This window comes from Nocardia sp. CC201C, assembly GCF_030010695.1.
Classification (GTDB): Bacteria; Actinomycetota; Actinomycetes; order Mycobacteriales; family Mycobacteriaceae; genus Nocardia; species Nocardia otitidiscaviarum.
In genome coordinates this window covers 1-26548 of the sequence record NZ_JASCXP010000048.1, presented here as the reverse complement: position 1 = coordinate 26548, position 26548 = coordinate 1, and the positions used below count along the sequence as shown (strand labels likewise).

The window sequence follows — 26548 nt, the reverse complement described above, 5'->3', positions numbered from 1 at the left end:
CTTCACCGCAGACCGGAAACGGACTGCACGGGGCTATAGCGCAGTTGGTAGCGCGCTTCGTTCGCATCGAAGAGGTCAGGGGTTCGATTCCCCTTAGCTCCACACCGCGAAAAACGGCTCTCGACCAGTGTATTCGGTCGGGAGCCGTTTCGTTTCATGATCACTGATCAGCACCGGATACCCCGCTGAGGCAGCTACAAGGCAGCATCACCCGTTCGGAGCACAGTCCGCCTCGCGTTCCTCCGTGTCGTCAGCATCCCCGAGCACGCCGCGAATCGTGGCCGCATCCTCGGTCCGGCGGACATAGAGCTGCATCGTGGTGGTGATGTTCTCGTGCCCAATCACCCGCGCGATCCCGACCGCAGCAACACCTTGAAGAACCGGCTGAGCGAACGTTTCACCTTTACTCGGCAACGCCGTGACCAGCGCGGCGACACCGGCCGCATGTACTCGCGCTCTGAGTGGGCAGCCATCAACGGTATCCAGGCGAGCTGGGCAGCCGTGCCGACTGAGCAGGTGAAGAATCTGGAAAACGACCTGCTCTATTGGTTCGGCGAGATGTACGGCACCGTACCTCTTGGTAATGCTCAGTCCGCGTGGGCGGAAAGTCGAGGCGAATCACCCGTATAAGGGGACCCTGCTGCTGGTCGCCCACGAGGGTGACCAGCAGCTGTTTGCCACACTCGACGTCATCGTTTCACCGCGCTGGGGTTTTCCGGGGTATAGCCCTCGGCTACGCTCCGGAGCAGGGCCGCCGGGGTGCGGCGGATGGGTCTGAAGGGGGAAGTTATGGTCGATCGCGATGCGGGAGTTGCCGTGTTGCACGCGGAGATCGATGCCTTCTACGCGGGTTTCGGCGATCCGGCGGCCTTGGAGGAGTCATTCCGGGCGGCGGTGCTGCTGGTGCCGGTGGCCGAGGGTAGTCGAGTTCGTACCTCGGAATTCGGCGGGGTGGAATGGATCTGCGCATTCACCAGCGCGGAGCAGTACGCCCGGTGGTTGTCGCGGCGCGGTGAGCTGGATCCCGCGGGCGAGTACCCCTATTACGCGTTCAGCGGGTGGCGACTGGCCAATTACGTGGCAGGGTGCGTGAAACCGACGGGGGTGACGGTGGATATCGCCGGTCCGTCGCCGATGGCCTTTCCGCCCACGGTGACCGAGGCTCACCGCGCTGCGGCGGGGACGTAATCGTTCCTGTTAGGAGCGCGCTACGTCTGGGATTAGGTGGTTCGCGAGTTGTCCGCCCCCGGGCTCCTGGCTAGCATCGGGCAGGATGCCTTGGCCGGTCTTGCGAGGCGGGTTTCGATGAGTGGATGAGGGGGGTCGTGAGCGTGGATGCGCAGCAGCGAGCCGCTCACGCCCGGCAGGTCGATGAGGCGATGTTGAGTGTACGTGGACGTGCGCAGGGGTCGACGGGGCTGGTGGTTGTCGAAACCGATGCGTACGGGACGATCACGGACTTGCAGATTTCCGCTGTTGCGATGAAAGCCAACGCCGACCGTCTCGCGGCTGTGATCTCCCAGTGCCATCGAAAGGCTCGCGAGAAAGCCGAAGCCGAAGCTGCTCGCCTGCTGGGGCAACTCGCGCACGACAGCCGTCCGGCGGCTCCCGCCGCCAAGACCTCGCAGTGGGAAGAGGCTGCCCCGCTTCGGATCACGTACCGCGTGTAGGCGCGGTCGAGTTCGGTCGGCGTGGATTTCCTGACGAGGGAGGCTGAGTAGTGTCGGTTGAGGGGTTGCGGGTCGATCCGGCAGCGTTAGAGCAGACCGCCAAAGGCATCACGGGAATGATCGATGCCTTGTCCGAGGTGGGCTTCAAGGAGACCGCCGCGTCCGGGCGCGGTTTGGCGTTGCTGGCGTTGTCGGCACTGGAAGCGGGCAAGGCGTCGGTGCAGACCGAGTTCGAGTCCTATACCGAGCGGTGGTCGTGGGGCGTGCGGGCGCTGGTGCAGGCGGGCAACGAGATCGCGCAGGCGTTGGGGCTGGCGGCGGGCCGCTACCACGCGATGGACGCCAAGGCCGAGGAGATGTTCAAGGTGCTGTGGACCAATCTGGCAGGCAACCCGCACCTGACCCGTGACCAGATCGCGGCCCGAGACTGGGGTGACACCTTCTCCGACAACCCGTTCACGCAGGTGCTCAATGCCGACTACAGCCGGGAATCGTTCGATCGGGCGGCGATTGCCACGCAGATGAACATGGAGATCATCCAAGCCGTCGGCCCGCAGGCGGCGGCCAATCTGGGTGTGGTGAGCAATCCGGCGACGCTGGTCACGGGCACCGACAGTATGCCGGCGCCGGGCTGGAACACCGGCGCGGCCGCGCAGGTCGAACAGATCCAGAAGAAGTACGAGTCGCTGCTGAATCCGCAACCCGGTCAAGGGAAGTAACCGGGACGTGGGTATCGGGGACTGGCTTGGGGACAAGGTCAACCAGATCGGCGACGCTGTCGAGGACGCGGCCGAAACCGCCACCGCGAAACTCGGCGAGGTGGTCGACGATGTGCTCGACGTCGGCGCAGACGCCGCACGCGGACTCGGGTGGGATTCGCTCGGCGAGACCCTCGACGATGTGGGTGATCACGTGTCCTCGGCGCTCGGTGGCGAGGTCGAGGAGCGTGAGCTCGGTGAGACCGAGGACCCCAAGGAGTTGATCCGCGGGGAGCCGTCGGCGATCACCGAGGCTGGCACCAGTCTGGGGAAGTTGTCGACCGCGGCCGATCAGACCGGGGAGGGGCTGCGTGCGGTCGGAAACATCAGCGACTGGGAAGGTCTCGGCGCGGACGGATATCAGGTCGGCTTCTCCCCGCAGCCCGGTAAGTGGACCGACGCGGCCGACGCCTTCACCGATGCCAAGACCGCGTTGGAGGCGTGGGCGGCGGCGGTCTCCGCGGCTCAGGGTGTGGCCGCGGATGCGATCACGCAGTGGAATGCGGCCGTGCATGAGCGTCGGCGGGTGCTGGCGCGGTGGAATTCGCTGTCGGATGAGGAGAAAGCCAAGACCACGGTGGTCGATACCTGGACGCCGATGTTCCAGGCCGCCCGCGACACCCTGGCGCGGGCACGAACCAACCGCGACACCGCCGCAGCGCAGGCGGTTACGGCCATCGCGGCGGCCAAAGCATCCGCGCCGGAGGAACCGCCGTTCATCTCACGTATGGGCGCCAACCTCGAAGACCTGGGGCAGATCGGCGACTACGCGAAACTGAGCTTCGCCGACGGGTTCTTGACCGCGGGGGCGGGGCTGGTGCAGTTCGTCCGTCAACTCAACCCCACCGACATCTACAACCTCACCCATCCTGGCGAATACCTGGAGAACGTGTCGAATCTGGCCGGTGGCTTGGCGGTCACCGCCGCCGACCCGGGCCCGGTGGTCGACGCGATGATCGACGATGCGAAGGCCAACCCGTTCGAAGCGCTCGGCGCGTTGACCTTCGACGCGGTGACCGCCATCCCGACCGGCGGCGCCGGGCTGGCCACCAAGCCGGTGTCGCTGCTGAACAAGGTCGACAATCTCGTGCTCTCCGGCCGCCCGACATTACCCGGGACGACACGCGCCCCCGGCCTCGACCGGACGGCGCCGGACGGGTCCAGCCCGCCCGCCAACACTCATCCCGACACCACCAGCGATATGCCGCAAGGGGACGCGCCAGGCGTGGCGGACCAGACCCTGCGGGACGTCGATGCTCCGCCACAGGATCGGGGCGCGAGCGCTGCGCCCGAACCGGAGCGTCCTGACACGAACGTGCAAGCGACCCCTCAGGATCAATCCGCCCCCGAGGGCGCTCAGCCCAGCGGTCGTGACCACACCGACGACGGAGGGGTCGATGTATCCGGCGGGCAACCCAGCCCGGACGCGCCGGCGGCACGACCCGACACAACGGTCGATACGCCTGGCTCTCCCGCCGACCAGCCCTCGGCGGGACCGTCGAGGCTCGACGACCCGGCCACACCCGGTACTCGACCGGACTCCGACCCACCCGCGACCAGCCCAGCCGGTGATGCTTCTGACGCACCGGCACCCGATCACGGATCGACTCCCGACCATGACTCCACCGACGGAAGCGATCCCGATACGCGAGACTCGAACGACCACGAGCCGAGTCCCGAACCCGACAACCAAGACGGACAACCGGATTCGGATCCGCCGACGGACCCCTCCGATCCCAACCGCGACGTCGCCGACGCGGCCGACAACCCGGCAAACACGCAAACCGCGCGTGATGTCGCCGAATGCGGTGACCCTGTCGATGCCGCGACCGGCGAATTCCTGCTCCCCGAAACCGATCTCACCCTACCGGGCGTGCTGCCACTGGTGCTGAAGCGGAGGCATCGCTCGAATTACCGGTGGGGCCGCTGGTTCGGCCCCACTTGGTCCTCGACACTGGACATGCGGGTGGTCGTCGACGACGAGCAGGTGACCTTCGTCGGTGAGGACGGGCTCCTGCTCGCCTACCCGCACGCCGACCCCGGCACCGCAGTGCCGCCCCTCGCCGGTGGGGTGCGATACACGTGCGTGCGCACCGATATCGGCACCTACCGCGTCGCCGACCCCGAACGCGAGATCGTCTGGCACTTCGCCCCCGAACCCGCCCTCGACGGCCTCGATACGCGACTCGGGGTGTACGCGATCTCGGCGATCACCGACCGGCACCGCAACCGCATCCGGTTCCACTACAACACCGGCGGCGCACCGACCGCGATCACCCACAGCGGCGGCTACCATGTCGAGATCACCACCGACCCCGCGATTGGACGGATCACGGCATTTGCAGTCCTCGGCACCAGCCACATCGGCCGAATACTCAGCGGCGGTAGCGGTTTCGACGACACCCGCGACAAGGGCACGGCCGATAACGGTCACCCGGCGCACGTGGTGGTGCGGCGATTCGCCTATGTGGCAGGCAATCTGGCGGCAGCGACCAACGGAGTTGGCGCGACTACTCGCTACACCTACGACGACGGTGATCGCATGCTGTCGTGGACCGATTCCCGCGGCACCACGATGGTCAACACCTACGACAGCGCCGGTCGGGTAATCCTGCAACACGGTACCGACGGCATCCTCAACGCCGGATTCGACTACCTCACCTACCCCGACGGTTCGGGCCGCCTCACCCGCCACATCAATTCCCAAGGCGCGGTCACCACCCGCGGATTCGACCACGACCTGCGCGTCCGCGACATCACCGACCCCCTCGGCGGACTTACCCGCGTCGACTACAACCCCGGCCGCAGACCGCTGCGGGTCACCGCCCCCGATAACACAGTCACCCACTACGCCTATACCCCCGACGGCGACGTCACCCGCATCGTCCGCCCCGACGGCCTCGCCATCGATATCGAATATGCCTGGCGCAACCGCCCGGAAACGATCACCCAGCCCGACGGCAGCACCGAACACCGCGAGTGGGACGCACACGGAAACCTCACCGCCACAATTAATCCCGGCGGAATTCGCACCACCTACTCCTACCACGCGAACGGCGCGGTCGCCACGATCGCCGAACCCAACACCGCCCGCACCGCCATCACCGTCGACGCCGCCGGCCTCCCGATTACGGTGACCGACCCCCTCGGTGCCACCACCCACATCGACCGCGACGGATTCGGCCGCCCCATCGCGGTCACCGATCCTCTCGGTCACACCACCCGCTACCAGTGGTCTCCAGAGGGGAAGCTCCTCCACCGCCTCGACCCCGACGGACACTATGAGTCGTGGGCCTTCGACGGCGAAGGCAACCTGCTCACCCACACCAACCGAGCGGGAGGTATCACCCAATACGCCTACGGCAGTTGGGATCTGCTCATCGCGCGTACCGACCCCGACGGCTCCACCACCCGCTATACCTACGACACCGAACGCCGCCTCACCGCGGTAATCAACCCCCTCGGGCACGTCTGGCACTTCCGCTACGACTCCGCAGGCCGACTGACATCGCAGACCGACTACAACGACGCCACCACCACCTACACTCACGACCTCGCCGGCCGACTCGCCACCGTCACCCCAGCCACCGGCATCGCACGGCAGCACCGCTACGACCAGCTCGGCCGCCTCACCGAAATCACCGCCGATTCCGGCCACTGGCGGCGCTACACCCATGACCCCCTCGGCCGCCTGCTCACCGCCACCAGCGGCAACGGCGACGACATCCTTCACGCCCTCGCCTTCGCCTACACCCCAGGCGGACAGTTGAGCAGCCAGACCCTCGACGCGGGCACTCCAATGCGGTTCGAATACGACCAGTTGGGCCGCCGTGACCTCCGCACAACTCCCAGCGGCGCACAAACCCGCTGGCGTTGGGACTGGTCCGGTCGCCCCACCGCCCTCGACACCGACGGCCACACCATCGGCTTCGCCCACAACCCAGCCGGGCAGCTCACCGAGTGGACCATAGGCGAGCTCGCCATCACCCACGACTACGACCCCCTCGGCCGCCTCGAACGCCAAACCGTCACGGGCTTCCCCGCCCGTCTGTCCACCCTTGCCCTCGACACCGGACCCCGTCCCAACCCCAGACAACTCCGCACCGACGAATACACTTGGCGTCCTGACGGATACATCACCAACCACACGACCCGCACTGACCGAACCGCGATACACCTTGACTACGAACTGGACCCGATCGGCCGCATCAACACCCTGACCCGAAACGGCGCCATCGCCGAGCACTACGCCTACGACGCGCTCAGCAACATCACCGACAGCTACACACCGAGCGCACCCGCGGCAACTGTGCCTGAACCCATCGACACCCACGCCGACCGAACGACCCAAGACACACGTCGCGAATACGGCAGCAACAACCTCCTCATTCGCCACGGTCGCACCCGCTATCACTACGACGCCTCCGGCCGCCTGATCCGTAAAACCACCACCCGCCTGTCTCGCAAACCCGACGTCTGGCACTACCGCTACGACGACTTCGACCAACTCACCGACGTGTGGACCCCCGACCACCAGTGGTGGCACTACACCTACGACGCCCTCGGCCGCCGGACCACCAAACAACACCTCGCCACGAACGGCACCGTTCTCGAGCGCATCGACTACACCTGGGATGCCACTGTCCTTGTCGAACAAGCCGCCCGCGAATCGATCATGCGCTGGCACTATCGCCCTGATACTCATACGCCCCTGACCCAAACTACAGACCAGGCGTCGATCGACCGTGAGTTCTACGCGATCATCACCGATCTCGTCGGGACGCCAACCGATCTGATCGATCCCATCGATGGTCAACCCGTCGCCTCCGCCGTCGCTGACCTGTGGGGAAGAACGACCTGGCAAGGCCGTGCCTTCACACCCCTCCAGTTCCCCGGCCAGATCTACGATCAGGAGACAGGACTCCATTACAACTTGTATCGGGTCTACGACCCGCACACCGGGCGCTTCCTCACTCAGGATCCGCTAGGGCTCCGCCCTGCTCCGAATCCGGGCAACTACCCACACAACCCGCTTACGTGGATCGATCCGCTCGGCCTTGCCTGCAAGTTGCCGGTCCGGCAGGACCCTCACCCGCAGAATGTCACGTTCGCGCCGAATTCGATTCCGGAAGATACGATTCCGATCATTGAAGAGATCAATCGATCTGGTGTGATCATCGAGCCCTCCGTCAAAGGTCCCGATATCCCGAAGACCTTCAACAACGATGGCCGCGCCGGTGGGGATATCCTTCCCACGCACGATAGTCACGGTCAGCCCATAGTCTATCGTGAGTGGGGCACGGTCCCCGCGCCCAATAACCCCACGCCAGGAAGCGAACGGATCGTCACAGGTTCGGACGGATCTGTTTACTACACACCCGACCACTACAGGACTTTCATACCATGGAATCCATAGAATCAACGTCCGCATTCACGGCTGACCGTCCGTGGATTCATTTCCGAGGCAGTCGGGATATCGAGACCCTCGCAGCCATAGGCCCGAACCTGTCTGGTCTGCGCGTTTTCTCTCTGGATGGGGCAGAGATGGTCGATGTCGACAGCGTTTTTGAGCAATACTATCGAGAGTTCGAGTTTCCGACTTATTTCGGAGGGAACTGGCCGGCATTCGAGGAATGTCTGACGACACTCGAGAACCTTCCGGCGAGAGGCTATCTCACTCTCATTCACAATGCCGAGCGTGTACTCGCTCAGGATCGACGGGATTTGAGTACCTTCTTGAGGATACTCGGCGATGCTGGGCGTTACTGGTCCAACGCCCTCGGCCTGGGTCGCGAGTGGGGCGACGGACCAGTACCTTTCAACACAATCTTTCTGTCACAAAACTATGCGACAGCCGAGTTATCTCTGCTCATGGAGCTACAATGAGCCGTCGGAGTGCCAGGCCACACCCTCCACACCAGATTGCGGTCTGAATACCGTCAGCGCTATTCGGTGTGGGAGGCGCGCCAGATGAGGTGTTCGCGGCCGATGGCTTCTTCGGCGTCGGTTACTGCGGTGGCCCAATGGGTCATGGAACCGGAACCCGCCATGCTCGTGGTCGGCCATGTGCCGGACCGCTCGCTCGTAGTCGCCGAACACCTCCGAGTAGACCTCCCCTGCCACATCCATCCAGACCGCCTCGAACTTGCCGTCCACCTCAGCGACCTCACCGAGCAGTCCCGCCCGCACCAGCGCCGGACGCCAGACCCGAGACCGGAACAGAGTGCGCCGCAACGCCCCGCCGACCTCATTGCAGAACAGCAAACCCTGTTCCCCGGACGGACACCCGCGGAGGTGCTCCCGCAGTTCGGCCAATCGCATCCTTCGGATGCGTGGCCCTGGGTGGGTGGTCGGGCCTGCATAACGATGTCCGGCCCGTCGACCACCAAAGCTGCCGGTCATCGACCGGCGGCTTTGTGGCATCTGTTGCGGTGCGCGAACCGCTGGCGGTGGTTAGCAGGTCAGGCATTCCACTTCGGGTAGCGTGCCGAGGCTGGCCTTGGTATCGGTGGTGACCACTGTCCGGCGCGTGGCCGCTGCCGTGGCGGCAATGATCAGATCGTGGGCGCCGCGCGGCTGGCCTGTCCGGCGGACGTATGCCATCAAGCGGGCATGTGCACGTGCGACATCGAGGGTGTGGTCTTCGACGGGGGTGGCCGCGATGAATGCGTCGACGAACGCCTTCCGCGCGCCTTGGTGAACTGTATCGGCGAGTTCCACGCCCAAGTACAACTCGGAGGCTGTGATCATCGCGATCGCGATGTCGTCATCAGCGCGCAATACCGTTGCCAGATCGAGCTTTGCGCGTTCGGCGGCGATCACAACGCCGGTGTCGAGAATCAGTCGTCTTCCCACGCTGCGCTCACTCCGTCGATGAGAACCTTGCGGGCGGCTTCGATGTCCTCGCCAAATCCTTCGAGCGGCGCGCGCCCCGCGAAGAACGCGATGACCTCCGCGCCGTTCTCGCGGGCAGCGGGAATGATCGTCGCGATTCGGCGACCGCCGCGCGTAACCGTGATCGTCTCGCCGTGCTCCGCCTCGTCGAGCACCGCCGAGAGATTACGTGCGACTTCGGTGGCGGTCATGATCCTCACGGAAATCATATTATCTGATTCGAGGCGGCCCACAGGTCGGATGGGTGGTCTCGACACGAACTTGCGACGTTCCCATCGGATCCCCTCGCGCACCGGGAGAAAACGGAGCACCACACCCACCCCCGACCATTCACCGGGACACCTCTTTGCGGCCGTCGACACCCGAACCTACCGTCCCTGAGCAGGCCATATTCCTATTCCGGTGTGGGCCGCATCACTCGAGGAGTATCCATGCAATCAATCGCATCCCGCCTGTCCGCGATGATCGGAGCGGTCGTCGCGGCGGTGGCAGTTGTGGCGGCTGGAGGAGGGACCGCGGGAGCGGTACCGCCCGGTGAAATGACCCTGACCTTCGTCCGTCATGCGGAATCGGCCGGCAACGCGTCCGGCCTCATCGACACCTCCGTCCCCGGCCCCGAGCTGACCGACAAGGGGTGGGTGCAGGCCGAGGCCGTCTCCGGGGCGCTGGGTGACTGCAAGTTCATCGACGGCGTGTACGTCTCGACGATGGTGCGGACCCAGCAGACGGCGGGACCGGTCTCGGAGCGGTGTGATCGTCCAGCGGTCGTCGAGAGCGGCTTCCACGAGATCGAGGCCGGAATCTACGAGGGCACCCCGGAGCGGGATGCGATGCGGGGGTACTTCTCCGCTCCGCTCCAATGGATGCAGGGCAACCTGGATGCTCGCATCCCCGGCTCGATCAATGGCCATGAGTTCAAACAGCGGATGGACAACTCCATCCAGGGCATCCAGGATCGCGGCACCAAGCGTTCGGTGGTCTTCTCACACGGCGGTGCCATCATGGTCTGGGCAGTGATGTCGCTCGACAACGTGGACGTGAGCAAACTGCAGACCGACCCGATCCAGAACACCGGACGGGTGGTCGTGAAGGGGAAGCCGGGCAAGGGCTGGAAGCTCGTGTCCTGGGACGGCAGCCCCGCTGCCTGAGCGCATCATCCGCCCGCCGACCCCCATCCCGCACCGACAATCGCCTGATGGGGGTCGGCGCGCCGCTCAAGCCGAGTGGAACAGCCGAGAGAATCCGGTGGCGAGCCATGGTTTGCGGCCCCATACGAGGACTCGTCCGGTCAAGGCTGGGGTCCATTGGTCTACACGTCCGTACGACAGCAGAAGCCAGGTGGCCGGGTTGGCGCTGATGTGCACGTCGACGTCGACATCTTCGGCGGGATCGACCGCGAGGCGGCCATCGCTGATGACATAGGTGTGGGTGATATGGAGTCCACGCAGCCGCACCCGGTAGGCGGCGGTGTGCCCGGCGGCACGATCGGGGTTGAGCCAGCCGGGCATGACCTGGTGCAGGCCGTCGAGGATCAGGGGCACCAGTGCGTGATCGACCGGCCAGCGGACGTCGAGACTGCGCGCGATATCGCGACCGTGGATCACGAACTCGCCGAGCAACGTGCCCAGGGAACGATCCGCCCGGATGCGCTGGTCGCCATCGAAGTTCATCAACGGCGACTCGGTCCCGAACGATGCGATGGTGGCCAGTAGTTCGTCGGTATCGGTGATCAGCTTTTCCGCGAGCCGCTGTGGGTCCCGTGTCGGCAGCGTACGGATCTGTTCGGCGTTGAACGCCGGAAGTTCGGAGGAGCTGGCCGGCCAGGTTCCGCCGCCCTTGGCCAGGTCGTTGTAGCGCGACGGCTCCATGGCTACGTGCCCGAGGGTGTCCAGGATCGACCAGCCCGGGGTCGCCGCGACAGCGCGATCGGGATCGGGCGCGCTGGCGGCAAGAGCCGCGAAGCGCTCCGCCATCGTTCGAAGACGGCCGTGTGCGGCCGTTGCGTTCGTTCCGGACCATGGATGGTTCATGTGTTCCCCCTCGGATGTGCCGGCTGCTGCGGCCGGCCGACATGATTCATACGATAGGACCGTGAGGGCCCGGTCGCTCTCCGGCAGCGCGGAAGGATCGGCGACAGCGTTGATCTAGGGTGGGGTATGCGTCGCCGACCTCAGTCGTATGTCCTCCGCATGGTGATCGGCGGGACAACCGTTCTCGGTGTGCTCACCGGCTGTGGCTCCGGTGAACCGAGCGCCGACGCGCAGGCGTCTCCGGTCACCTGCCGCGAGTTCTTGCGAATGAGCGAGTCCGAGCGGTTCGACGCGGTCGAGCGGGCGGTGGAGAACAAGCCGGGCTGGCGGATCGAACACGGGGACGGTGACGGGCCGTCGATGGCCTTGCGGGCGGCGGCAGCGATGGTCGTGAAGAACTGTAGCCAGCCTGATGCCGCTGAGCGGACGGTCGCGGAATCGGTGTACGTGCCGCAGGCGACCTCGGTGCCGACGCCATGACCTGCTGAAGCCGGGTTTCCGGGGTGGGTCAGCGGATCTGTTCGTGGATGGTGAGGAGCAGGTGGTCGAAGGCGGCCACGGTATTGGGGGGTGGGGGTGGGAGTTGGTGTAGGCCGTTGAGCAGGGCTTCGGCCAGGTCGCGGAGTTTGGTGTTGGTTTCCTGGGAGCGCCATTTCAGGACCTTGAACGCCTGATCGGAGTTGATGTCGTACATCCGCATGAGGACACCCTTGGCCTGTTCGATCGCCGCGCGGTTCTCCACCACTTCGGGGATCACGGAGTCGAGAGTTTCGCGTTCGACCTCGGCGAGGGTGTCGGACAGGTCGATGTAGTAGCCCGAGGTACCGACCGGGGTGCCGGTGGCGTCGAGGATGTGGTCGGCGACCAGCATTACGCGGTGCTCGACGCCGACGGTGTCGAGGAAGCGATGGCGGCTCGAGAAGGGCTGGCCCTGGGTCAGTGATCGCGCGATCGCTTCGGCAACCTGTTCGCGATCGTCCGGATGCTTGTGCGCCAACAGCAGCTCGGTGGTCGGTTCGATCTCACCGGGGGCGTAGCCGTGCATGCGGTACACCTCGGGCGACCATTCCCAGCGTTGGGTGGCGAACCAGAAGCGGAAGCTGCCGAACCCTCGCTCGTTCGAGGTGAGCCGGTTCGGCTCACCGGTGGCACCCGAGAACGGCGAGGTGTCTCGAGCAGGGTCGACAGTATCTGTCATCACGCAAGTATGACCGTCCGCGCGTGCTTCGGCGTCCTTCTCGGGATTCCACCGCTACACGGGACCGGCGGGCTGGTTTCTCAACCCGACCGGTACCGATGGGTTATCCCCGTTGGCGCTGTCTACACCGAGGCCGTGGACGCATCACCGACCCGGTGCGGTGACCTGTCACACGGATAGCTGATGGTTTGTTCGTCGCTCGGCGGGTAGGGCTTGAACGTGGACGGCCGCACCGGGCGCGTCCACTTCATAACTCCCGACACAGGAGGTGTGACACATGGCTGATCCGAACAACCCCGGACAGTTCGGCAACCGCTCCGACACCGCAGAGGCGGCCAGCAAGGGCGGACAGGCCAGCACCGGCAGCTTCGGTGAACCCAATGCCGCCGACCCGCACGAGGCCGGGCGCAAGGGCGCCGAGGCCCAGCCGCAGGAGGCGAAGGTCAAGGGCGGCCAGCACAGCCACGGCGGCCACTGACCACGTCATCGCGCGGGCCGGGTACAGACTCCCCCGGCCCGCGCACCGCGTTCAGCGGTAAGCACTTGAAAGTCGTTCTGTCGCACAGTGATCGCGCCCACCTGCGTGCGCTGTAGCCGAACAACAGGTTCCGTCCGCATGCGAGATGCACCTGCATGGCGCGGTGGGCTCGGGCCGCCGTCAGATCGCCGGGATCGGTGTGGCACGACCACAATCCACGCACGGCGTACCCGATGGGAGCGGTCGCGCTGGTCGTCGGTTCAGCCTGGGGAGTCTGCCGTCTCTCACGTTCGATGCGGTCGATGATCGCCTGCACCGACCACGGGTTATAGCCGGACATTTCGATACCTCCCTGTCGTCGCTCGATTCAGGACACCACCGCGCCGTACGGGGTTAGGGTGAAACCGGGTATCCGATGAAGATTCGTCCAAACTCCCATGTGCCAATCCGAAAATGTTGTGAGCAGCACCCGATTCCGCGACCGGCTCGACCCGATTCGACCGTGATGGAGCACGCGATGGCCACCGCACATGACGACGACCCTGCTGAAGTAGCCTCGAGCTCAACGCTTCCACGCCGACAACTCGGCCGGTTCCTACGGGAGTGGCGTGACGCCAACGGATTCACCCTCGCTGCTGCCGCAAACCTGGTAGACCTGTCCACATCCGCGCTCCAGCGCATCGAGGCCGGTCAGACTCAGAAGGTGCGCAAGCAGGACGTACGCGCGCTGTGCGAGGTTTACGGTGTCGGTCCCGCCGACACCGCCGCGGCAATCGACCTGGCAGTTTTAGCTCGGAACCAAGGCTGGTATCACGCCTACGGTGGCCTGTACTCCGACGCATTCAATATGTACACCGGACTCGAGGCCGCCGCGTACCGGCTGATCACCTACCACGAACACGTCCCCGGCCTGCTGCAGACCGCCGACTACGCGCGTGCCGTGATCGGTGCGTATCCCGGTTTCACCGACGCCAGGGATATCGACCGTCGCGTCGAGCATCGGATGAGACGACAGACCATCGTCACTCGCAAGACGAGACCCGTCCTACTGGAGGTATTACTGCACGAATCCGCGTTGCACCGCGTGATCGGCGGCCCGCGCGTCATGGCGGCTCAACTGCGTCACCTCGCCGAGGCATCGAAGCTGCCCAACGTCACCCTGCGACTTCACCCCTACACTGCCGGGCTGACCTGGGGAATGCCACGTGGATCGTTCACTGTTCTGGAGTTCGACGCCGCCGATGGAGGCGTAGGCGAACCGCCGATCGTGTACATCGAGGGCGGGCCTACTCAGGACGTGTATCTGGAAAAGCCGGACGAAGTGCGACTCTATAGTGAGCTGGCTTCGGCTATCCGAAGCACGGCGTTGGAGGACGCACCGACCCGGGATCTCATTCGCCGGGTTACGAAGGAGTTCGAGCATGGCGAGCACTGACCTGTCCGGAGCCGCGTGGTTCAAGAGTAGCCACAGCGGCAGCCAAGGCGATTGTGTCGAGGTCGCGTGGCTGCCTGAAGGCCGTGTCGGAGTGCGGGATTCGAAGAATCCGACCGGCCCGGCCCTGGTTTTCACCCCCGGCGCGTGGGACGCCTTCACCGTGAGCACGGCATACGGGGAGTTCGACCGCCCGGCGTGATCTGCGATGCCGTCTTCGGGCGCGTCGCCTAGACGGACGGGTTCTGCGGTTTGCGGCGGCGCAGTCGCTGGCGGATTCGGGCGCGGAGGCCGACGGGGGTTTCGGGCGCGGGGGCGGTGGGGGGCTGTTCCGCCGCCGTCGCCTGCACGTATCGGATGTGCAGTTGTTCGCGGACCTGGTCCGGGGTGTACGCGCGGCGGCGGCGCTCGGCGCGCACGATCACCACGCCGGTCGCCACCACGCCGGCCGCACCCGCCAATCCCACTGCCTTCCACCACCTCATACCGCATAGGCTACGTCCATGACGGGGACGAGCATCGGACTCGACCGGGCGATCGAGCTCACCAGGACCGGTGATATCTGGTTGTTTCGTGGGTATTCGGCGGCCGATCGGGCGATTCGGATGACGACGAACAGTCCGGTGAACCATGTCGGCATGTCGGTGGTGCTCGATGATCTGCCCGCGCTGATCTGGCACGCGGAGTTGGGGCGTTCGCTGCCCGATATGTGGACGGGCACCGCGCATCGGGGCGTCCAGTTGCACAATCTGCGCGACGCCGTGCTGGTGTGGGCGCACCGCTACGGCCAGCGAGCTTGGCTGCGGCAGTTGGACCGCCCGGTGACTCGCGAGATGGAAGACGGCCTGCTGCGCACCATCGCCCGGCTCGACGGGACGCCCTTTCCCTCCACCGCGAGCCTCGCCGGGCGATGGCTGCGCGGCCGGGTCCGCATTCCGCGCCGCCGCGACGCGGCGGCCCGGGAGCTGGAGAGCGCCTACTGCGCGGAGATCGTGGCCGCGACCTATCAGTCGATGGGGCTGCTGCCGCAGCGCCGCAGCCCCAATTGGTATGACCCGGGCCGGTTTTGGAGCGGCGACGAATTGCGTTTGGAGAACGGTTTCGAGCTGGGCGGCGAGATCGAGGTGCGGGTGCCGGACCCACCGAACACCTGACGCCGGTCCGAGAACCGGCCCCGATCACGCACGCACCACGGCGGACGCTGCTCTCGGCGACCTCGGATGGCGCGCACATTCCGGGCGGCGGATCGGCCACGGCGCACACTCCCGACCACGGACCGCCCACAGCACACACTCCCGGGCGCGGACCGCCCACAGCGCACACTCCCGGGCGACGGATCGGGTTCGCGCCCGACTCGAATGCCGACACGTTCGACTACCGCACTCGAGCGCCCCCGAACACGGCGAGCAGATCCGACTTCCGGCCCCAGAGCTCACTCGCCGCGAGCGCCTGCTCGACGGTGAGCATGCCCGAGGCCAGCCCCAACACGACGGCGGAATCCCCACGCAGCACCGTGCCGGGGTCCTCGCCGCCACGCTCGACACGCGCACCGGTCTCGTCGACGTGCACGATCACGGTTTCGTCGTCGACGGCGAATCCGATCGTCGTCGGCTCGTCGGTGCGCCGGTCGCGCAGCAGCGCGTCGAGGGCGACCACCAGCCAGTGTCCACGGAAGGTGTCCTCCCCGGGCCCGGAGATCATCAGCGGGGTGCTCCATTTCACCAGCGCCGCAACGGTATCGCGGAGCTCGCTCCCCCAGGGCGTGAGCGTGTAGGCGACGCCGTTGCTCTCGGTGTCGAGGGTGCGGGCGACGACGCCCACCTCCTCGAGTTCCCGCAGCCGGGTGGCGAGCAGATTCGTCGCGATACCCGGCAGCCCGTTCAGCAGCTCGTTGTAGCGGGCGGGGCCGACGAGCAGTTCCCGCACGATGAGCAGACTCCACCGCGCGCCGACGACATCGAGCGCGCGCGCCAGACCGCAGTATTCCCCATAGGACCGCATTGCCCTTGCTCTCCTCGGCCCCCTACTTGACTTTCTACCGCTTACTTGAACATACCTCGGGAAGGCTCGACAGCTGTCGGCCCGGGCGTCGGTCGCCGGGTGCGGATTCGCCGGAACCACAAACTTCCGCGCCAGCCGGTGCCGTTCACCGTCTACGACATTCGTTCGGGTGCTTCATGATTCGCGCGGGAACTGCGACCGCGTGCTCCCCCGACTCGGCGGCGAATCCGACCCCGCCGCCGTTCTGCGCCCGGCATGTCGGCAGCCCGCACAGCATCGTCACCGCCCACCTCGTCGACGCCGAGGGTGAGCCCACCGCACGGGTGCGCGACGAGATCCGCGCGACGAGATCATCGCCTTCCGCACCGGACGTCTCGGATGAGCGTGTCGACCGACGGCACGACCACACCGAACAGGTCGCCGATAGTGGTGAGAGCGGCGGTCTGGAGGTCAGCCGTGGGAACGGTGGAGCCGTCCGGCCCCGACAACGGCCGGGTGGCGGTCGGCACCACGCCCTCGGCGTACCGCGGCACCTTCCGAGGGCCGGAACCGAGGTCCGCGCGGACCTAATCCGCCGCCACCGCCAGGTAGGTGAGATAGCTGGGATGGTCGGGGTCGACAACTATGGTCTGGCCCTGGATCTTTCGCTTCACCGAGGGCGGCAGGAAGTGCCGTGGGACGCTGGTGGGGGCCACGGCGACGCGCAGGCGATGCCCGGCGCGCAACACCGCCTCGGTGGGGTTGATCTCGATATCCAGATCGAACGGCTCCCCCGGCACCACCGGCAGCACCGCGTCCGCGCGCAACGTGTGATGCGGGAACACCAGTTCACCGTTGACGTAGCGGCTCCGCTGCTCGTCGACCGCGCGCAGCGAGGACAGCAACGCACCCCGGGTGAGCGCCGCCGAGGTGCCGTCGGGCTCCACGTCGGTAACCGTGACCGACCAGAAGGCGTCCGTCCCATGGGCTTCGGCGCGCAGATGCACCGTGAGCGGGCCGGAGAGCACCAGATCGGTCGCCAGTGGTTCGGTCGTGAAGGTGACCGCGGTGGCCTCCGCGCGCCGGTCGTCGGCTCCGAAGCGGCGGCCGAACAGGGTGGCCACGCCCAGGGACATGAGGGCGGTGTTGCCGGAGGCCAGGCTGCCCCGGACGGTGGGCAACGGCAGCCGGGTGATCTCCTCGGGCGGAGCGGATTCCAGGGAGGCGTCGGTGTCGGCGTGGTCGGCGGCTCCGCTGGGCCGCGCGGTGAGGTAGAGCCGACGCACCTCGACGGCGGGGTCCGGGAACCGGGTTCGCGTCACCCATCCCCCGCCGCCCTGCCGCCGCACGGTCACCGGCCCGTACCCGTCGATGCCGTTGTCGATTCCCTTGAGCCACTTGTCGAACCACGCGCATTGCAGTTCGTCCAGGGCGGGCGGGTTCCCGGGTGCGCCGAATCCGCTGCCGACGCTGATGTGGTAGCCGTCGTCGACGAGCACCTGCTTCGCACCGTCGGTCAGCGCGAGTCGGTCGAACATGTGGAAGTTGGAGCGGTTGTAGACGTCGTGCCACGCGCCGTGGATCCAGGTCGCCGCCGTGACGTCCTCGAACCGGGGCAGCCGGGCCGCCCACTGGTCGTTGAGGAAGCCGTCGGGATGGCCGTCACCGGTGGCGATGCGGGCGGCGAGGCCCAATCCGCTTGCCGGATAGCGGAACCGATCCCGCAGGTACGGTCGCAACACCCGGTTGCGGACCATGCCGCGCGGGGAGGGCAGGAACTTCCCGGCGTTCACCGCCGCCAACCACACCGCCATGCCGGGCGTCGGCACGCCGCCGGTGAGCCCCAGCTCCCGCACCGGATCCTCACCGGCGACGATGGCGAAGACGGCGTCGAGGCCCTCCGGCCGCTGACCGGCCGCGATCAGGGCGGCGATACCACCGTAGGAGATGCCTGTGATCGCGAGATGTCCATCGCACCAAGGCTGTTCCCGTATCCACCGCAGCACCTCGACGTAGTCCTGATGTTCGCGTGGGCTGAAGAAGTCCCAGGTGCCGGTGGAGGAGCCGGTACCGCGCACATCGACCACCAGATCGGCGTACCCGCGCGACACCAGCGTGCGATTGGACGCCCACACGTCCACCGCGCCCCCGGCCGGGGTGTGCAGCAGGTCGCGGCCACGGAAGCGACGCCGATCCGACGGCCGCACCGCATGTCCCGCACGCCGCGCCACCCGCCCGAACCGCCCGGCGACCCGATTGCCCATGCGGTTGTACGGGGTGAAGTTCACGACGACCGGGAACGCGTCGGGCACCACCTCGGTGCGCCGGTAGGCGGGGCGGGTCAGATCGGCGCACAGCACCGCGCCGTCCGACATGGGGATCGTGACCGTGGTGTCCACGTGCACCGTGGGATACCGCTCCGGGCCGATATCGAACCGGGTGTCGGGCGGTAGGGGTACGGGAGCCGGGGTGATGGGTGCGGCCATGGAGCATCCTCTCGACATCGTTGTCTGGGCCACGATGGCCCGATCGCCGATGCAACAACGGTAGTGCCGGACAAATAGTGCTGTCTACGGCTTGATTCGTCCGTCCCAGACGATTACGGTCCGTTATCTGATTCGTAACGGTTGACCTCAACCCAGGTGGCCGAAGCCCTGCGCCTGGCCGAATCCGAGGCGCTCGCCGCCGACGGACGCGCCCCCCACCTTCGACACCATCGTCGACAGCGCGCTCTTCCACGTCTTCGGCGAGGAGCCGGAACTGCGCGCCGAGTACGTGCGCAGCCTGCACGCGGTGTGCGAGCCCGGCGGTCGGCTGCACATCCTCGCGCTGTCGAATCGCGAACCCGGCATCGGCCCGCGCATCGGCGACGACATCATCCGCGAATCATTCAGCGACGGTTGGGAACTGGAGGAACTGAGCCCGTCCCGCTATCTCGGCCGGGTCACCGAACCGGTGGCGGCGGAGGCGGCGGGACTGGAGGTACGGGACGGCCGGGTGGAGGTGGCGGCCCGGCTGGCCCGCTTCCGTCGCCGGTGACCGTCACCTCGGTCCCGTCACCGCAGTCCCGAGAAGTCCCGCGGCACCACGTGGTTGCGGTCGGCGCAGCTGCCCAGCGCGTAGTCCGGGAGCAGGCCGAGATACTGGCGGCGCGTGCGGGTGCTCCAACGCCGCGCCGCCATCGCCCGGGTCTTGTAGAAGTTGACCGTATAGCCGCCCTCGTACACCCGCAGCAGCACATAACCGCCGGGATATTCCTTCACCGAGGCGATTTCGAGGAACTCGACGCCCACCGCGGTGTCCGGCCGGGTGCGGCGGGTGCGGTGGGTGTGCCCGCTGTGGTGCAGGAACACCCCCGGCGCGGCCCGGTAGAGCGCGTGCAGCGCGGCGGCGCTCGCGCGATCCAGGACGAATCCGGGTCCGTGCGAATTGCTCACGGCGGCATGGGCCGTCACCGGATGATGACCGAAGACGAGGGTGGGGCGGTCCGGTTCGGCGGCCAGCAGTTCGCGCAGAGCGGCGCGCTGGTCGGCGTCGAGGATGCCGCCCGCACCGCGCGGGCGCGTGGTGTCCAGGCCGATCAACCGCAACCCGCCCAGTTCGTGGTCGACGAGCCGCTGGTGCGGATGGAAGACCGAACCCCACGGGTCGTCGTCGGCGTCCTCGAGCTGGTCGTGATTGCCCCGGCAGACGAAGTAGTCCCGGCCCAGCGCACCCCAGCCGTCGAGTCGGTCGCGCACGCCGCGCGACTGCTCCGGAGAGCCCTCGTCGGTGAGATCGCCCGCCACGACCAGATGGTCGGCCGCACGATCCGGGGTCCGGAGGTCGTCGAGCACGGCCCCCAGCATCATGTCCGGATGGTCCTCGTCCTCGTGGCGCATGCCGCTGGGCACGCCGGGCAGGAACAACCCGCTCTCCCGTTCGCCGAAGTGAATGTCGTTGGCCAGGGCGATGGTTCGCAGCAGCCGTCCCGGCGGTGGGGTGGCCGTGGTGACGACGCCGGTCGATTCGGGGGCGTCGGCCTGCAAGGTGACCAGGGTGCGGGCCGGGCGGGCGCGCACCCCGTCGGAGTACGCCTCGAAGCGGTAGGAGCGTCCCGGCTCCAGGCCGGTGACCTCGGCGTAGTGGTAGGCCGTACGACGGGTGTCGGCGAACCGGACCGGCAGCGATCCGACGCCGTCCGCGGGACCGATCCGCACCTCGGTGTCGGCGGGCACCGGCCGCGGCCGTCCCAGGCGGTCCCGGGTGCGCGTGGTCCAGGTGAGCACCACCGAGGTATCGGTGACGGTGACCACCTCGAGATCCGAGGCACGCACCGAATCACGCTGCGGACGAGCGGATTCCACTCGCACCACGGTGAAGTGCGAGCGACGGTACACCGGTGTGCGCACCGTGAGGGCGGCCGCTCCGGCGGCGACATTCGCCAGCCATACGGTTCGAAGCAACGGATCCACCATGGTGCCCTCCACGATGTCGGCTCAGCTGTATTCCGACCGTACGGTGGGCAGTTGAACGCTTCGGAGCCCGCGCATGACGTTTCGAGTCTGGACCGGCGAATTCTGTCGCGGGCAGGGACGGCCGCGAACGCTCAGGCCGTGCGCGACGACCGTTCCGCCCCCGGCGCGCCCGACGCCCCGATCAGTTCGGCGAAGCGGGCGGCCACCTTGACGTGGTACATCTCGAACAGATCCTCGAACAGCGCCAGCTGCGCCGCACTCGGTCCGCCGTCGGACTCCCACACCGCCAGCAGGGCGCGCCACACCAGGACGTGCAGGTCCGGTCCGGCGGCGTAGTACGCGGCGACCGCCTCGGGCACGTCCAGCACCGTCTCGCCGATGGAGTTCAGCACGGCCCGGCGCATACCGAGGTCGAGCACGGTGAGCAGCCGCCGCACCAGATCCAGTTCCAGGGCGAGCATGGCACGATGATCCGGATCGGGCATTCGGGCAACGGTTTCCAGCTCGTCCACGGCGGCCGCCAACTCGTTCGGATCGAGCCGCTCATCGCCGTCGGTGTAACCCACGAGAGCGTCCAGGACGATGCCGCGCTCCTCGGCCACGATGCCGCGGAACATCTCCGCGGCCACCTCGGGCGCGCCCAGTGAGAGCTGGAAGACCCGACGGTAGACCTCCGCGCCCCCGTCCGAGCGCACATCGCGAATCACGAAGCCCTTGCCCCGGTACGCCTGGGCGAACCCGTAGGACTCCAGCCTGCCGAGCACCAGCTGCGCGGTGGCCCGGTTCATCTCGAACTCCTCCGCGACCTGCCGCACCGAGGGCATCAGGTCACCCGGTTCGTACACTCCCTCGACGACACGGCGGGCCAGCTCGTCCGCGACATCGGCGACTACCGTCTGAGCTCCCATCGCATCGTCCCTTCCTGCCGTTCAACGTCTGAGACAGTCTAGCGCCCCGGGAGCGGCTCACCTCCGCATCCGAACGTGTGGCTGCGCACAACCCGCCGCGGTGGGCTATGCCGACGCCGTCGCCCCGGCGATTCGGGCCAGATTCACCACGCTGGCTCTTGTCCGCGCGTGCCGGCGACTCACAAGATGAGGGGATGACCGCCGAACCCGCCCTGCTGCCGTCCTCGATACGGGAGGCTTTCGCACCCGCCGTCACCTATCTGAACGCCGCCAGCTACGGACTGATGCCGATCACCGCGGTGGACGCGGCCGGAGCCGCCGAACGCGAACGCATGCGCGGCGAGTTCGACATCCCCGCCGTCGACGCCGTGGCCGCCTCCTGCCGGGAGTCGTTCGCGCGGCTCACCGGGATGCGCGCCGATCAGGTGGCGCTCGGCTCGCAGGTATCGCAGCTGGTGGGCCTGGTGGCGGAGAGTCTGCCCGCGGGCGCGCACGTACTCGTGCCCGAGGGCGAGTTCACGTCGGTGCTGTGGCCGTTCCTGGCCCGGCCGGAACTGCACGTGCGCACCGTCCCGTTGGCCGATATCCCGGAAGCCGTTCGCCCGGAAGACGATCTGGTGGCCGCCGCGGCGGTGCAGTCCGCCGACGGCGCGGTGCTCGATCTGCCCGCCACCGTCGCCGCGGCCCGAACCCACGGAGCGCGAACGCTGCTCGACCTGAGCCAGGCCGCGGGCTGGTATCCCGTGCACGACACCGGGGCCGACTGGGTGGTCAGCGTCGGATACAAGTGGCTGCTCGGCGCGAAGGGCACCGCCTACCTCGCGGGCACCGACGAAGCACTGAATACGCTGCGGCCCTTGGCCGCCGGGTGGTACTCGGGCTTCGACCCGTGGCAGACCTGCTACGACGGCCCGCTGCGGCAGGCCGAGGACGCCCGCCGCTTCGACGTCTCGCCCGTCTGGCCCGCCGTGCTGGCCCAGCGCCCGGCGTTCGACCTCATCGAAGCCGTCGGCATCGAGGCCATCCACCGGCACGATGTCGCACTGGCCAACCGGCTGCGCGCGGGACTGGGCCTGCCCGAGGGTAATTCGGCGGTGGTCTCGCTCGCCGTCACCCCGGACACCCTGGAGCGACTGCGGGCGGCCAAGGTGGTGGGCTCACTGCGCGCCGGACGGCTGCGGCTGGCCTGCCACCTGTACAACACCGAGGACGACATCGACCGCGCCCTGAACGTGCTGAACGGCTAGCTCACGGCGCCAGTTCCACGCCCCGCAGCCGTAGATCGGCGGCGATCCAGTCCACCCCGGCCGCGGTCGCCTCCAGGGTGTCCGGCCCGATCCAGCGGGCCAGACCCCACAGCGTCAGCGCGGCCGCGACCGGACGCCACTCGGCGACGATCTGCGCCGGGGCCGCCTTGTGCCGGGGTGTGCCACCGGCGTTCACACTCGACCCGCACACCAGCCGGTAGAGCAGGCCGCGCAGCCGGTGCGCCGGTGTTCCCGCGGGCTCCCCCGACGGCACGGTGGCCGAATCCCGCTGCGCCCCGGTCAATTGATGGACTTCCTCCGGTGTCAGGAAGCGCCGCGACGGCCACTCCGCCAGCCCCGCGAATTCGCGCTCCTGCCCCACCCCGTTCGCCTTCACGACGCCACCGTATGCGAGCGGCGACCGCGACCACACGACCCCAACACCGTGGGCATCCCGGACCCGGTGGGGACAGTGACGCCGATCTGAGGCCGGTCCATCGGCCCGGGGCACTGTGGGATCGATACCAGGGGCACTGTGGGATCGATGTTGGGGCACTGTGGGATCGGCGGCGAGTGTGGTTGGGTTGTCGGGGTGGACGGAACTCCCTTCGGACGCTATCGCCTCCTCGGACTGCTCGGCGAGGGTGGCATGGGGCAGGTCCATCGCGCCTACGACACCGAGACCGATCGGGTGGTCGCGCTGAAGGTGCTGCCGCCCGACTTCGCCCACGATCCCGTGTACCGGGAGCGATTCCGCCGGGAGGCGCAGGCGGCCGCCAAACTGACCGAGCCGCACATCATTCCGATCCACGCCTACGGCGAGATCGACGGTCGGCTCTTCCTCGACATGCGGCTCGTCGAGGGCATCGACATGTCCACCCGGCTGGCCACCGACGGCCCCATGTCCCCGACCGCGGCGGTGTCCTATGTCGGCCAGATCGCCGCGGCACTGGATGCCGCGCACCGGGCCGGACTGCTGCACCGAGATGTGAAGCCCTCCAATGTGCTCACCACCGCGGACGGTTTCGCGTACCTCATCGACTTCGGGATCGCACGCGGCGGCGGCGACAGCAGCCTGACCACCACGGGCGCGGCAGTCGGCACTTTCGCGTACATGGCTCCCGAGCGGCTCGCGCACGACGAGTGCGACGGCCGGGCCGATGTGTACTCGCTGGCCTGCGTGCTCTACGAATGCCTCGCCGGGGCGAAGCCGTTTCCCGGGGACAGCGTGGAGCGGCAGATCGCCGCGCACCTGTCGAAACCGCCGCCGCGTCCTTCGCTGGCGGACGCGCGGATTCCGGCGACCTTCGACGAGGTGATCGCGCACGGAATGGCGAAGGATCCGGCGCAGCGCTATCCGTCCGCGGGTGCGCTGGCCGCGGCCGCGCGGGAGGCGCTGACGGGCGGCGTGGCCGAGGCGGGCGGCGGGTCGTCCAGAACGGCCGCCACGCAACTCAATACGACGCCCGCGCCCCCACCCACCCCGCCGTATTCGCATCCGGTGTGGACCCGCACCAGGGCGACACCGGGCCCGTCGACGCGCCGGACCGTGCTGGCCGTGAGCACCGGGGTCGCCCTGCTGCTCGTGGCGGCGGTGGTGATCGGCCTGCTCGTGGACCGCGAGTCGTTCTCGGCGGGGCCGACCGGCAGCGCGAGTCCGGGGCCGCCGCTGGCGACGTCCACGGTCGCGGCGACAACCGGTGCGACGACACCGCCCCTGACGCCGACCGCGCCCGCACTGGGCCCGTGGCGGGCCGACACGACCACCGAGGTCACCGCTCCGGAGTCGAGCGCCGTCGGGCTGGCGAACTACGTCCGCGACCACTACGCCCTGCTGCCGTCCGACACCGCCGCCGCGTGGGCCCGCCTGACACCGCGCTATCAGGGCTTCGTCGGTGGCTACGCCGCGTATCAAGACTTCTGGGGCACAGTCGGTTCCGTCACGGTTTCGGAGGTAAGTCCGAATCCGGCGGATCTGACGGTCACCTACCGGCTCTCGCTCCGCTACGCCGACGGTCGCACCGGAACCGAAACCCGGCGGGCTCAGTTGGTGCGGACGGATGACGCGTACCGGATCGACAGCGCGGAGCTCGTACCCTGACACGCGCGATCCGAAACCTTTATGTCCGTTTCATTGCAGGTCATCCGACCGAACCTAACGGTGCGTAATCGAGCGATTGTTGGGCGTGTCGCGCGCGGCACGCCGAGACGGACTGGACTGAGGGCAAATCCCCAGTTTCGTCTGAGCGAGCCATCGACTATTAATGGCATGTGCGATTGCCACTCGTGAACACCTGTCCAGGGTCGGATCGTCTGCTGCGGGAGGAGATATGACGATCGAGTTTCCGTTCGAGGACGATGTCACGCAGCTAGCCAATCGCGTCGAGAAGGCGCGGGGACGGCTGGCGTATCAGTTCGATCCTGCCCTGACCGAAGCGCTGTCCGAAGACGAGCTGGCTGCCGAACGGGAGCTGGCCGAACGGATTCGCATCCAGGACCGCGAACAGCGATGGAAGCAGGTCCAGGCCACCGCGGCGGCGGCCGACCGCGCCAGGGCGACCGGCGAGGAGATCGAGAAGGCCGATATGCGAGATCTGCTGATGGCGCGCAAGGCCATCGCCGCGCAGCGACGCGAATCCAGCCCGCATGCGAAACTGGCCTCGCTCTACAAGCACCGTGCGTGGTCCCTGCGCGCCCTGGCCGGTGTGGTCGGCGCGGGCATGCTGTGGTCCGCGGTCAACGTGCAGCAGAACATCGCGCCCGGCGGCCCCGGCAATCCGCTGTTCTGGTTCAGCTACCTGCTCGAAGGCATGATCAGCGTCTGTCTGATCATCATCATGATCGGCACCAACAAGGTGGCCGAATGGGGTGTGCTGGAGAACCGCCGCCAGGTGCACATCGCCGAATTCGCCCTGCTCTCACTGACCGTCGGCCTCAATACCTACCCGTACGTGGCCGCCGGGGACTGGTACGAGACCGCGGTGCACGCCGTCGCGCCGGTCATGATCGGCGTCGCGCTGCTCATCCACAATGCCGTCAGCGCGCGCTACGGCCAAGCCATCGGCCATGCCACCGAACAGATTCGGGGCCTGCCCGATCCGGCCGAGCAAATCCGGCAGAAGTTACAGGTGCGCAGGCTCTCCACCATGGCGGACTACAAGATGACCGCGCCGCACCAGGCCGTCGAGAAGGCACCCGAGCGCACCGAGACCAAGGAGGGCAGCCCGAAAGATCCGGTGCTGGACGCGGAAACGGTTCCCGCCGAGGATGCCGAAGCCGCGGGCAAGGGCCGCACTCCGGCCCTCGAGGCTGCCCCGGCCGACCGCAAGGGCACCCCGGCGACCACGAAGAACGGTGCCGCACCCAAGCGCAACGGCACCGCGTCGGCCACCGCCGCCACGAACACCATCCCGGCCCCCGCGGCGCCGGAGAAGCGCACCACGGCGGCCGAGACCACCCGCGCGTCGGCCGCTGCGGCCGCCGAGCTGGACGCCAT

26 protein-coding genes and 1 tRNA gene are annotated in these 26548 nt (G+C 67.5%); 17 read left to right on the top strand and 10 right to left on the bottom strand.

From position 1 onward, the window contains the following. The first annotated feature begins 29 nt into the window (after positions 1-29). The 7 genes from QK444_RS08085 to QK444_RS08055 all read left to right on the top strand — a co-directional run bounded on the left by QK444_RS08085 (position 30) and on the right by QK444_RS08055 (position 8314). Positions 30-102, top strand: a tRNA-Ala gene (locus tag QK444_RS08085). A gap of 231 nt (positions 103-333) precedes the next feature. Beyond that, positions 334-630, top strand: coding sequence for a hypothetical protein (locus tag QK444_RS08080; RefSeq protein WP_282778607.1), 297 nt, complete (start codon positions 334-336; stop codon positions 628-630). A 159-nt stretch (positions 631-789) separates the two neighbouring features. Beyond that, entirely contained in the window at positions 790-1188 is a 399-nt protein-coding gene (locus QK444_RS08075) for a hypothetical protein (RefSeq protein ID WP_282778605.1), read from the top strand. 137 nt (positions 1189-1325) lie between these two features. Next, entirely contained in the window at positions 1326-1670 is a 345-nt protein-coding gene (locus QK444_RS08070; RefSeq protein WP_282778603.1) for a YbaB/EbfC family nucleoid-associated protein, read from the top strand. A 65-nt stretch (positions 1671-1735) separates the two neighbouring features. Next, positions 1736-2389 carry a hypothetical protein gene (locus QK444_RS08065; protein WP_228811565.1) on the top strand — a complete coding sequence of 218 codons (654 nt, stop codon included), beginning with the start codon at positions 1736-1738 and terminating at the stop codon, positions 2387-2389. Positions 2390-2396: 7 nt separating this feature from the next. Next, a complete protein-coding gene (locus QK444_RS08060) occupies positions 2397-7844 on the top strand; it encodes a putative T7SS-secreted protein (protein ID WP_282778600.1) in 5448 nt (1815 codons plus the stop codon). Continuing rightward, positions 7832-8314, top strand: a complete 483-nt coding sequence (locus QK444_RS08055) for a barstar family protein (protein ID WP_282778598.1) — start codon at positions 7832-7834, stop codon at positions 8312-8314. The genes QK444_RS08060 and QK444_RS08055 overlap by 13 nt, the downstream gene beginning before the upstream one ends. A gap of 567 nt (positions 8315-8881) precedes the next feature. Here the strand turns inward: QK444_RS08055 and QK444_RS08050 are convergent. Further along, positions 8882-9283, bottom strand: a complete 402-nt coding sequence (locus QK444_RS08050) for a PIN domain-containing protein (RefSeq protein WP_282778596.1) — start codon at positions 9281-9283, stop codon at positions 8882-8884. Further along, positions 9268-9513 carry a type II toxin-antitoxin system prevent-host-death family antitoxin gene (locus tag QK444_RS08045; RefSeq protein ID WP_282778594.1) on the bottom strand — a complete coding sequence of 82 codons (246 nt, stop codon included), beginning with the start codon at positions 9511-9513 and terminating at the stop codon, positions 9268-9270. The genes QK444_RS08050 and QK444_RS08045 overlap by 16 nt, the downstream gene beginning before the upstream one ends. A 240-nt stretch (positions 9514-9753) precedes the next feature. Here QK444_RS08045 and QK444_RS08040 point away from each other — a divergent pair, with 240 nt between their 5' ends. Further along, positions 9754-10470 carry a histidine phosphatase family protein gene (locus tag QK444_RS08040; protein WP_282778593.1) on the top strand — a complete coding sequence of 239 codons (717 nt, stop codon included), beginning with the start codon at positions 9754-9756 and terminating at the stop codon, positions 10468-10470. A gap of 66 nt (positions 10471-10536) precedes the next feature. Here the strand turns inward: QK444_RS08040 and QK444_RS08035 are convergent, their stop codons facing one another. Further along, positions 10537-11295, bottom strand: a complete 759-nt coding sequence (locus QK444_RS08035) for a maleylpyruvate isomerase family mycothiol-dependent enzyme (RefSeq protein ID WP_282778592.1) — start codon at positions 11293-11295, stop codon at positions 10537-10539. Positions 11296-11478: 183 nt separating this feature from the next. Between QK444_RS08035 and QK444_RS08030 the strand changes: the two genes are divergently transcribed. Further along, a complete protein-coding gene (locus tag QK444_RS08030; RefSeq protein ID WP_282778591.1) occupies positions 11479-11832 on the top strand; it encodes a hypothetical protein in 354 nt (117 codons plus the stop codon). A 28-nt stretch (positions 11833-11860) separates the two neighbouring features. Here the strand turns inward: QK444_RS08030 and QK444_RS08025 are convergent, their stop codons facing one another. Then, positions 11861-12550 carry an ANTAR domain-containing protein gene (locus QK444_RS08025; RefSeq protein ID WP_282778589.1) on the bottom strand — a complete coding sequence of 230 codons (690 nt, stop codon included), beginning with the start codon at positions 12548-12550 and terminating at the stop codon, positions 11861-11863. Positions 12551-12827: 277 nt separating this feature from the next. On the opposite strand from QK444_RS08025, the gene QK444_RS08020 reads away from it, so the two are divergent. The 3 genes from QK444_RS08020 (at position 12828) to QK444_RS08010 (ending at position 14662) form a co-directional block, all read left to right on the top strand. Next, positions 12828-13028 (top strand): hypothetical protein, encoded by a 201-nt coding sequence (locus tag QK444_RS08020; RefSeq protein WP_029931197.1) that lies wholly within the window; start codon positions 12828-12830, stop codon positions 13026-13028. 517 nt (positions 13029-13545) lie between these two features. Then, positions 13546-14463 carry a helix-turn-helix transcriptional regulator gene (locus QK444_RS08015; protein ID WP_282778586.1) on the top strand — a complete coding sequence of 306 codons (918 nt, stop codon included), beginning with the start codon at positions 13546-13548 and terminating at the stop codon, positions 14461-14463. Further along, positions 14450-14662 carry a DUF397 domain-containing protein gene (locus QK444_RS08010; protein ID WP_282778584.1) on the top strand — a complete coding sequence of 71 codons (213 nt, stop codon included), beginning with the start codon at positions 14450-14452 and terminating at the stop codon, positions 14660-14662. The genes QK444_RS08015 and QK444_RS08010 overlap by 14 nt, the downstream gene beginning before the upstream one ends. A 28-nt stretch (positions 14663-14690) precedes the next feature. Here QK444_RS08010 and QK444_RS08005 read toward each other — a convergent pair whose 3' ends face one another. After that, entirely contained in the window at positions 14691-14945 is a 255-nt protein-coding gene (locus tag QK444_RS08005; protein WP_282778582.1) for a hypothetical protein, read from the bottom strand. Positions 14946-14963: 18 nt separating this feature from the next. On the opposite strand from QK444_RS08005, the gene QK444_RS08000 reads away from it, so the two are divergent. Continuing rightward, complete coding sequence (locus QK444_RS08000) at positions 14964-15614, top strand: hypothetical protein (protein WP_282778580.1); 651 nt, start codon at positions 14964-14966, stop codon at positions 15612-15614. A gap of 220 nt (positions 15615-15834) precedes the next feature. Here QK444_RS08000 and QK444_RS07995 read toward each other — a convergent pair whose 3' ends face one another. Continuing rightward, positions 15835-16461, bottom strand: a complete 627-nt coding sequence (locus tag QK444_RS07995; protein WP_282778578.1) for a helix-turn-helix domain-containing protein — start codon at positions 16459-16461, stop codon at positions 15835-15837. Positions 16462-17027: 566 nt separating this feature from the next. Next, a complete protein-coding gene (locus QK444_RS07990) occupies positions 17028-18926 on the bottom strand; it encodes a CocE/NonD family hydrolase (protein ID WP_282778576.1) in 1899 nt (632 codons plus the stop codon). Between the two features lie 307 nt (positions 18927-19233). On the opposite strand from QK444_RS07990, the gene QK444_RS07985 reads away from it, so the two are divergent. After that, positions 19234-19479, top strand: a complete 246-nt coding sequence (locus QK444_RS07985) for a hypothetical protein (RefSeq protein ID WP_282778574.1) — start codon at positions 19234-19236, stop codon at positions 19477-19479. 17 nt (positions 19480-19496) lie between these two features. On the opposite strand, the gene QK444_RS07980 is transcribed toward QK444_RS07985, so the two are convergent. Together QK444_RS07980 and QK444_RS07975 are read right to left on the bottom strand one after the other, a co-directional pair. After that, a complete protein-coding gene (locus QK444_RS07980) occupies positions 19497-20897 on the bottom strand; it encodes a metallophosphoesterase (protein WP_282778572.1) in 1401 nt (466 codons plus the stop codon). Between the two features lie 131 nt (positions 20898-21028). After that, positions 21029-21805 carry a GntR family transcriptional regulator gene (locus QK444_RS07975; RefSeq protein WP_282778570.1) on the bottom strand — a complete coding sequence of 259 codons (777 nt, stop codon included), beginning with the start codon at positions 21803-21805 and terminating at the stop codon, positions 21029-21031. A gap of 194 nt (positions 21806-21999) precedes the next feature. Here QK444_RS07975 and QK444_RS07970 point away from each other — a divergent pair, with 194 nt between their 5' ends. Further along, the gene (locus QK444_RS07970; RefSeq protein ID WP_282778568.1) at positions 22000-23052 is read left to right on the top strand and encodes an aminotransferase class V-fold PLP-dependent enzyme; all 1053 of its coding nucleotides are present in this window, start codon (positions 22000-22002) and stop codon (positions 23050-23052) included. Between the two features lies 1 nt (position 23053). Here the strand turns inward: QK444_RS07970 and QK444_RS07965 are convergent, their stop codons facing one another. After that, positions 23054-23449, bottom strand: a complete 396-nt coding sequence (locus tag QK444_RS07965; RefSeq protein ID WP_282778566.1) for a hypothetical protein — start codon at positions 23447-23449, stop codon at positions 23054-23056. A 195-nt stretch (positions 23450-23644) separates the two neighbouring features. On the opposite strand from QK444_RS07965, the gene QK444_RS07960 reads away from it, so the two are divergent. Continuing rightward, positions 23645-25153, top strand: a complete 1509-nt coding sequence (locus tag QK444_RS07960) for a serine/threonine-protein kinase (protein WP_282778564.1) — start codon at positions 23645-23647, stop codon at positions 25151-25153. Positions 25154-25382: 229 nt separating this feature from the next. Then, positions 25383-26548 (top strand): hypothetical protein (locus tag QK444_RS07955; RefSeq protein WP_282778561.1); only part of this gene is annotated, 1166 nt, incomplete at its 3' end.

What these genes read in the sequence shown, in the direction of transcription:
- QK444_RS07995 (WP_282778578.1), bottom strand. Translation starts at nt 16,461, where the DNA reads ATGCGGTCCTATGGGGAATACTGCGGTCTGGCGCGCGCGCTCGATGTC.
- QK444_RS08030 (WP_282778591.1), top strand. Translation starts at nt 11,479, where the DNA reads ATGCGTCGCCGACCTCAGTCGTATGTCCTCCGCATGGTGATCGGCGGG.
- QK444_RS07975 (WP_282778570.1), bottom strand. Translation starts at nt 21,805, where the DNA reads ATGGGAGCTCAGACGGTAGTCGCCGATGTCGCGGACGAGCTGGCCCGC.
- QK444_RS08000 (WP_282778580.1), top strand. Translation starts at nt 14,964, where the DNA reads ATGACGGGGACGAGCATCGGACTCGACCGGGCGATCGAGCTCACCAGG.
- QK444_RS07990 (WP_282778576.1), bottom strand. Translation starts at nt 18,926, where the DNA reads ATGGCCGCACCCATCACCCCGGCTCCCGTACCCCTACCGCCCGACACC.
- QK444_RS08020 (WP_029931197.1), top strand. Translation starts at nt 12,828, where the DNA reads ATGGCTGATCCGAACAACCCCGGACAGTTCGGCAACCGCTCCGACACC.
- QK444_RS08075 (WP_282778605.1), top strand. Translation starts at nt 790, where the DNA reads ATGGTCGATCGCGATGCGGGAGTTGCCGTGTTGCACGCGGAGATCGAT.
- QK444_RS07970 (WP_282778568.1), top strand. Translation starts at nt 22,000, where the DNA reads ATGACCGCCGAACCCGCCCTGCTGCCGTCCTCGATACGGGAGGCTTTC.
- QK444_RS08025 (WP_282778589.1), bottom strand. Translation starts at nt 12,550, where the DNA reads ATGACAGATACTGTCGACCCTGCTCGAGACACCTCGCCGTTCTCGGGT.
- QK444_RS08040 (WP_282778593.1), top strand. Translation starts at nt 9,754, where the DNA reads ATGCAATCAATCGCATCCCGCCTGTCCGCGATGATCGGAGCGGTCGTC.
- QK444_RS08045 (WP_282778594.1), bottom strand. Translation starts at nt 9,513, where the DNA reads ATGACCGCCACCGAAGTCGCACGTAATCTCTCGGCGGTGCTCGACGAG.
- QK444_RS08010 (WP_282778584.1), top strand. Translation starts at nt 14,450, where the DNA reads ATGGCGAGCACTGACCTGTCCGGAGCCGCGTGGTTCAAGAGTAGCCAC.
- QK444_RS08055 (WP_282778598.1), top strand. Translation starts at nt 7,832, where the DNA reads ATGGAATCCATAGAATCAACGTCCGCATTCACGGCTGACCGTCCGTGG.
- QK444_RS08015 (WP_282778586.1), top strand. Translation starts at nt 13,546, where the DNA reads ATGGCCACCGCACATGACGACGACCCTGCTGAAGTAGCCTCGAGCTCA.
- QK444_RS08035 (WP_282778592.1), bottom strand. Translation starts at nt 11,295, where the DNA reads ATGGCGGAGCGCTTCGCGGCTCTTGCCGCCAGCGCGCCCGATCCCGAT.
- QK444_RS08005 (WP_282778582.1), bottom strand. Translation starts at nt 14,945, where the DNA reads ATGAGGTGGTGGAAGGCAGTGGGATTGGCGGGTGCGGCCGGCGTGGTG.
- QK444_RS07980 (WP_282778572.1), bottom strand. Translation starts at nt 20,897, where the DNA reads ATGGTGGATCCGTTGCTTCGAACCGTATGGCTGGCGAATGTCGCCGCC.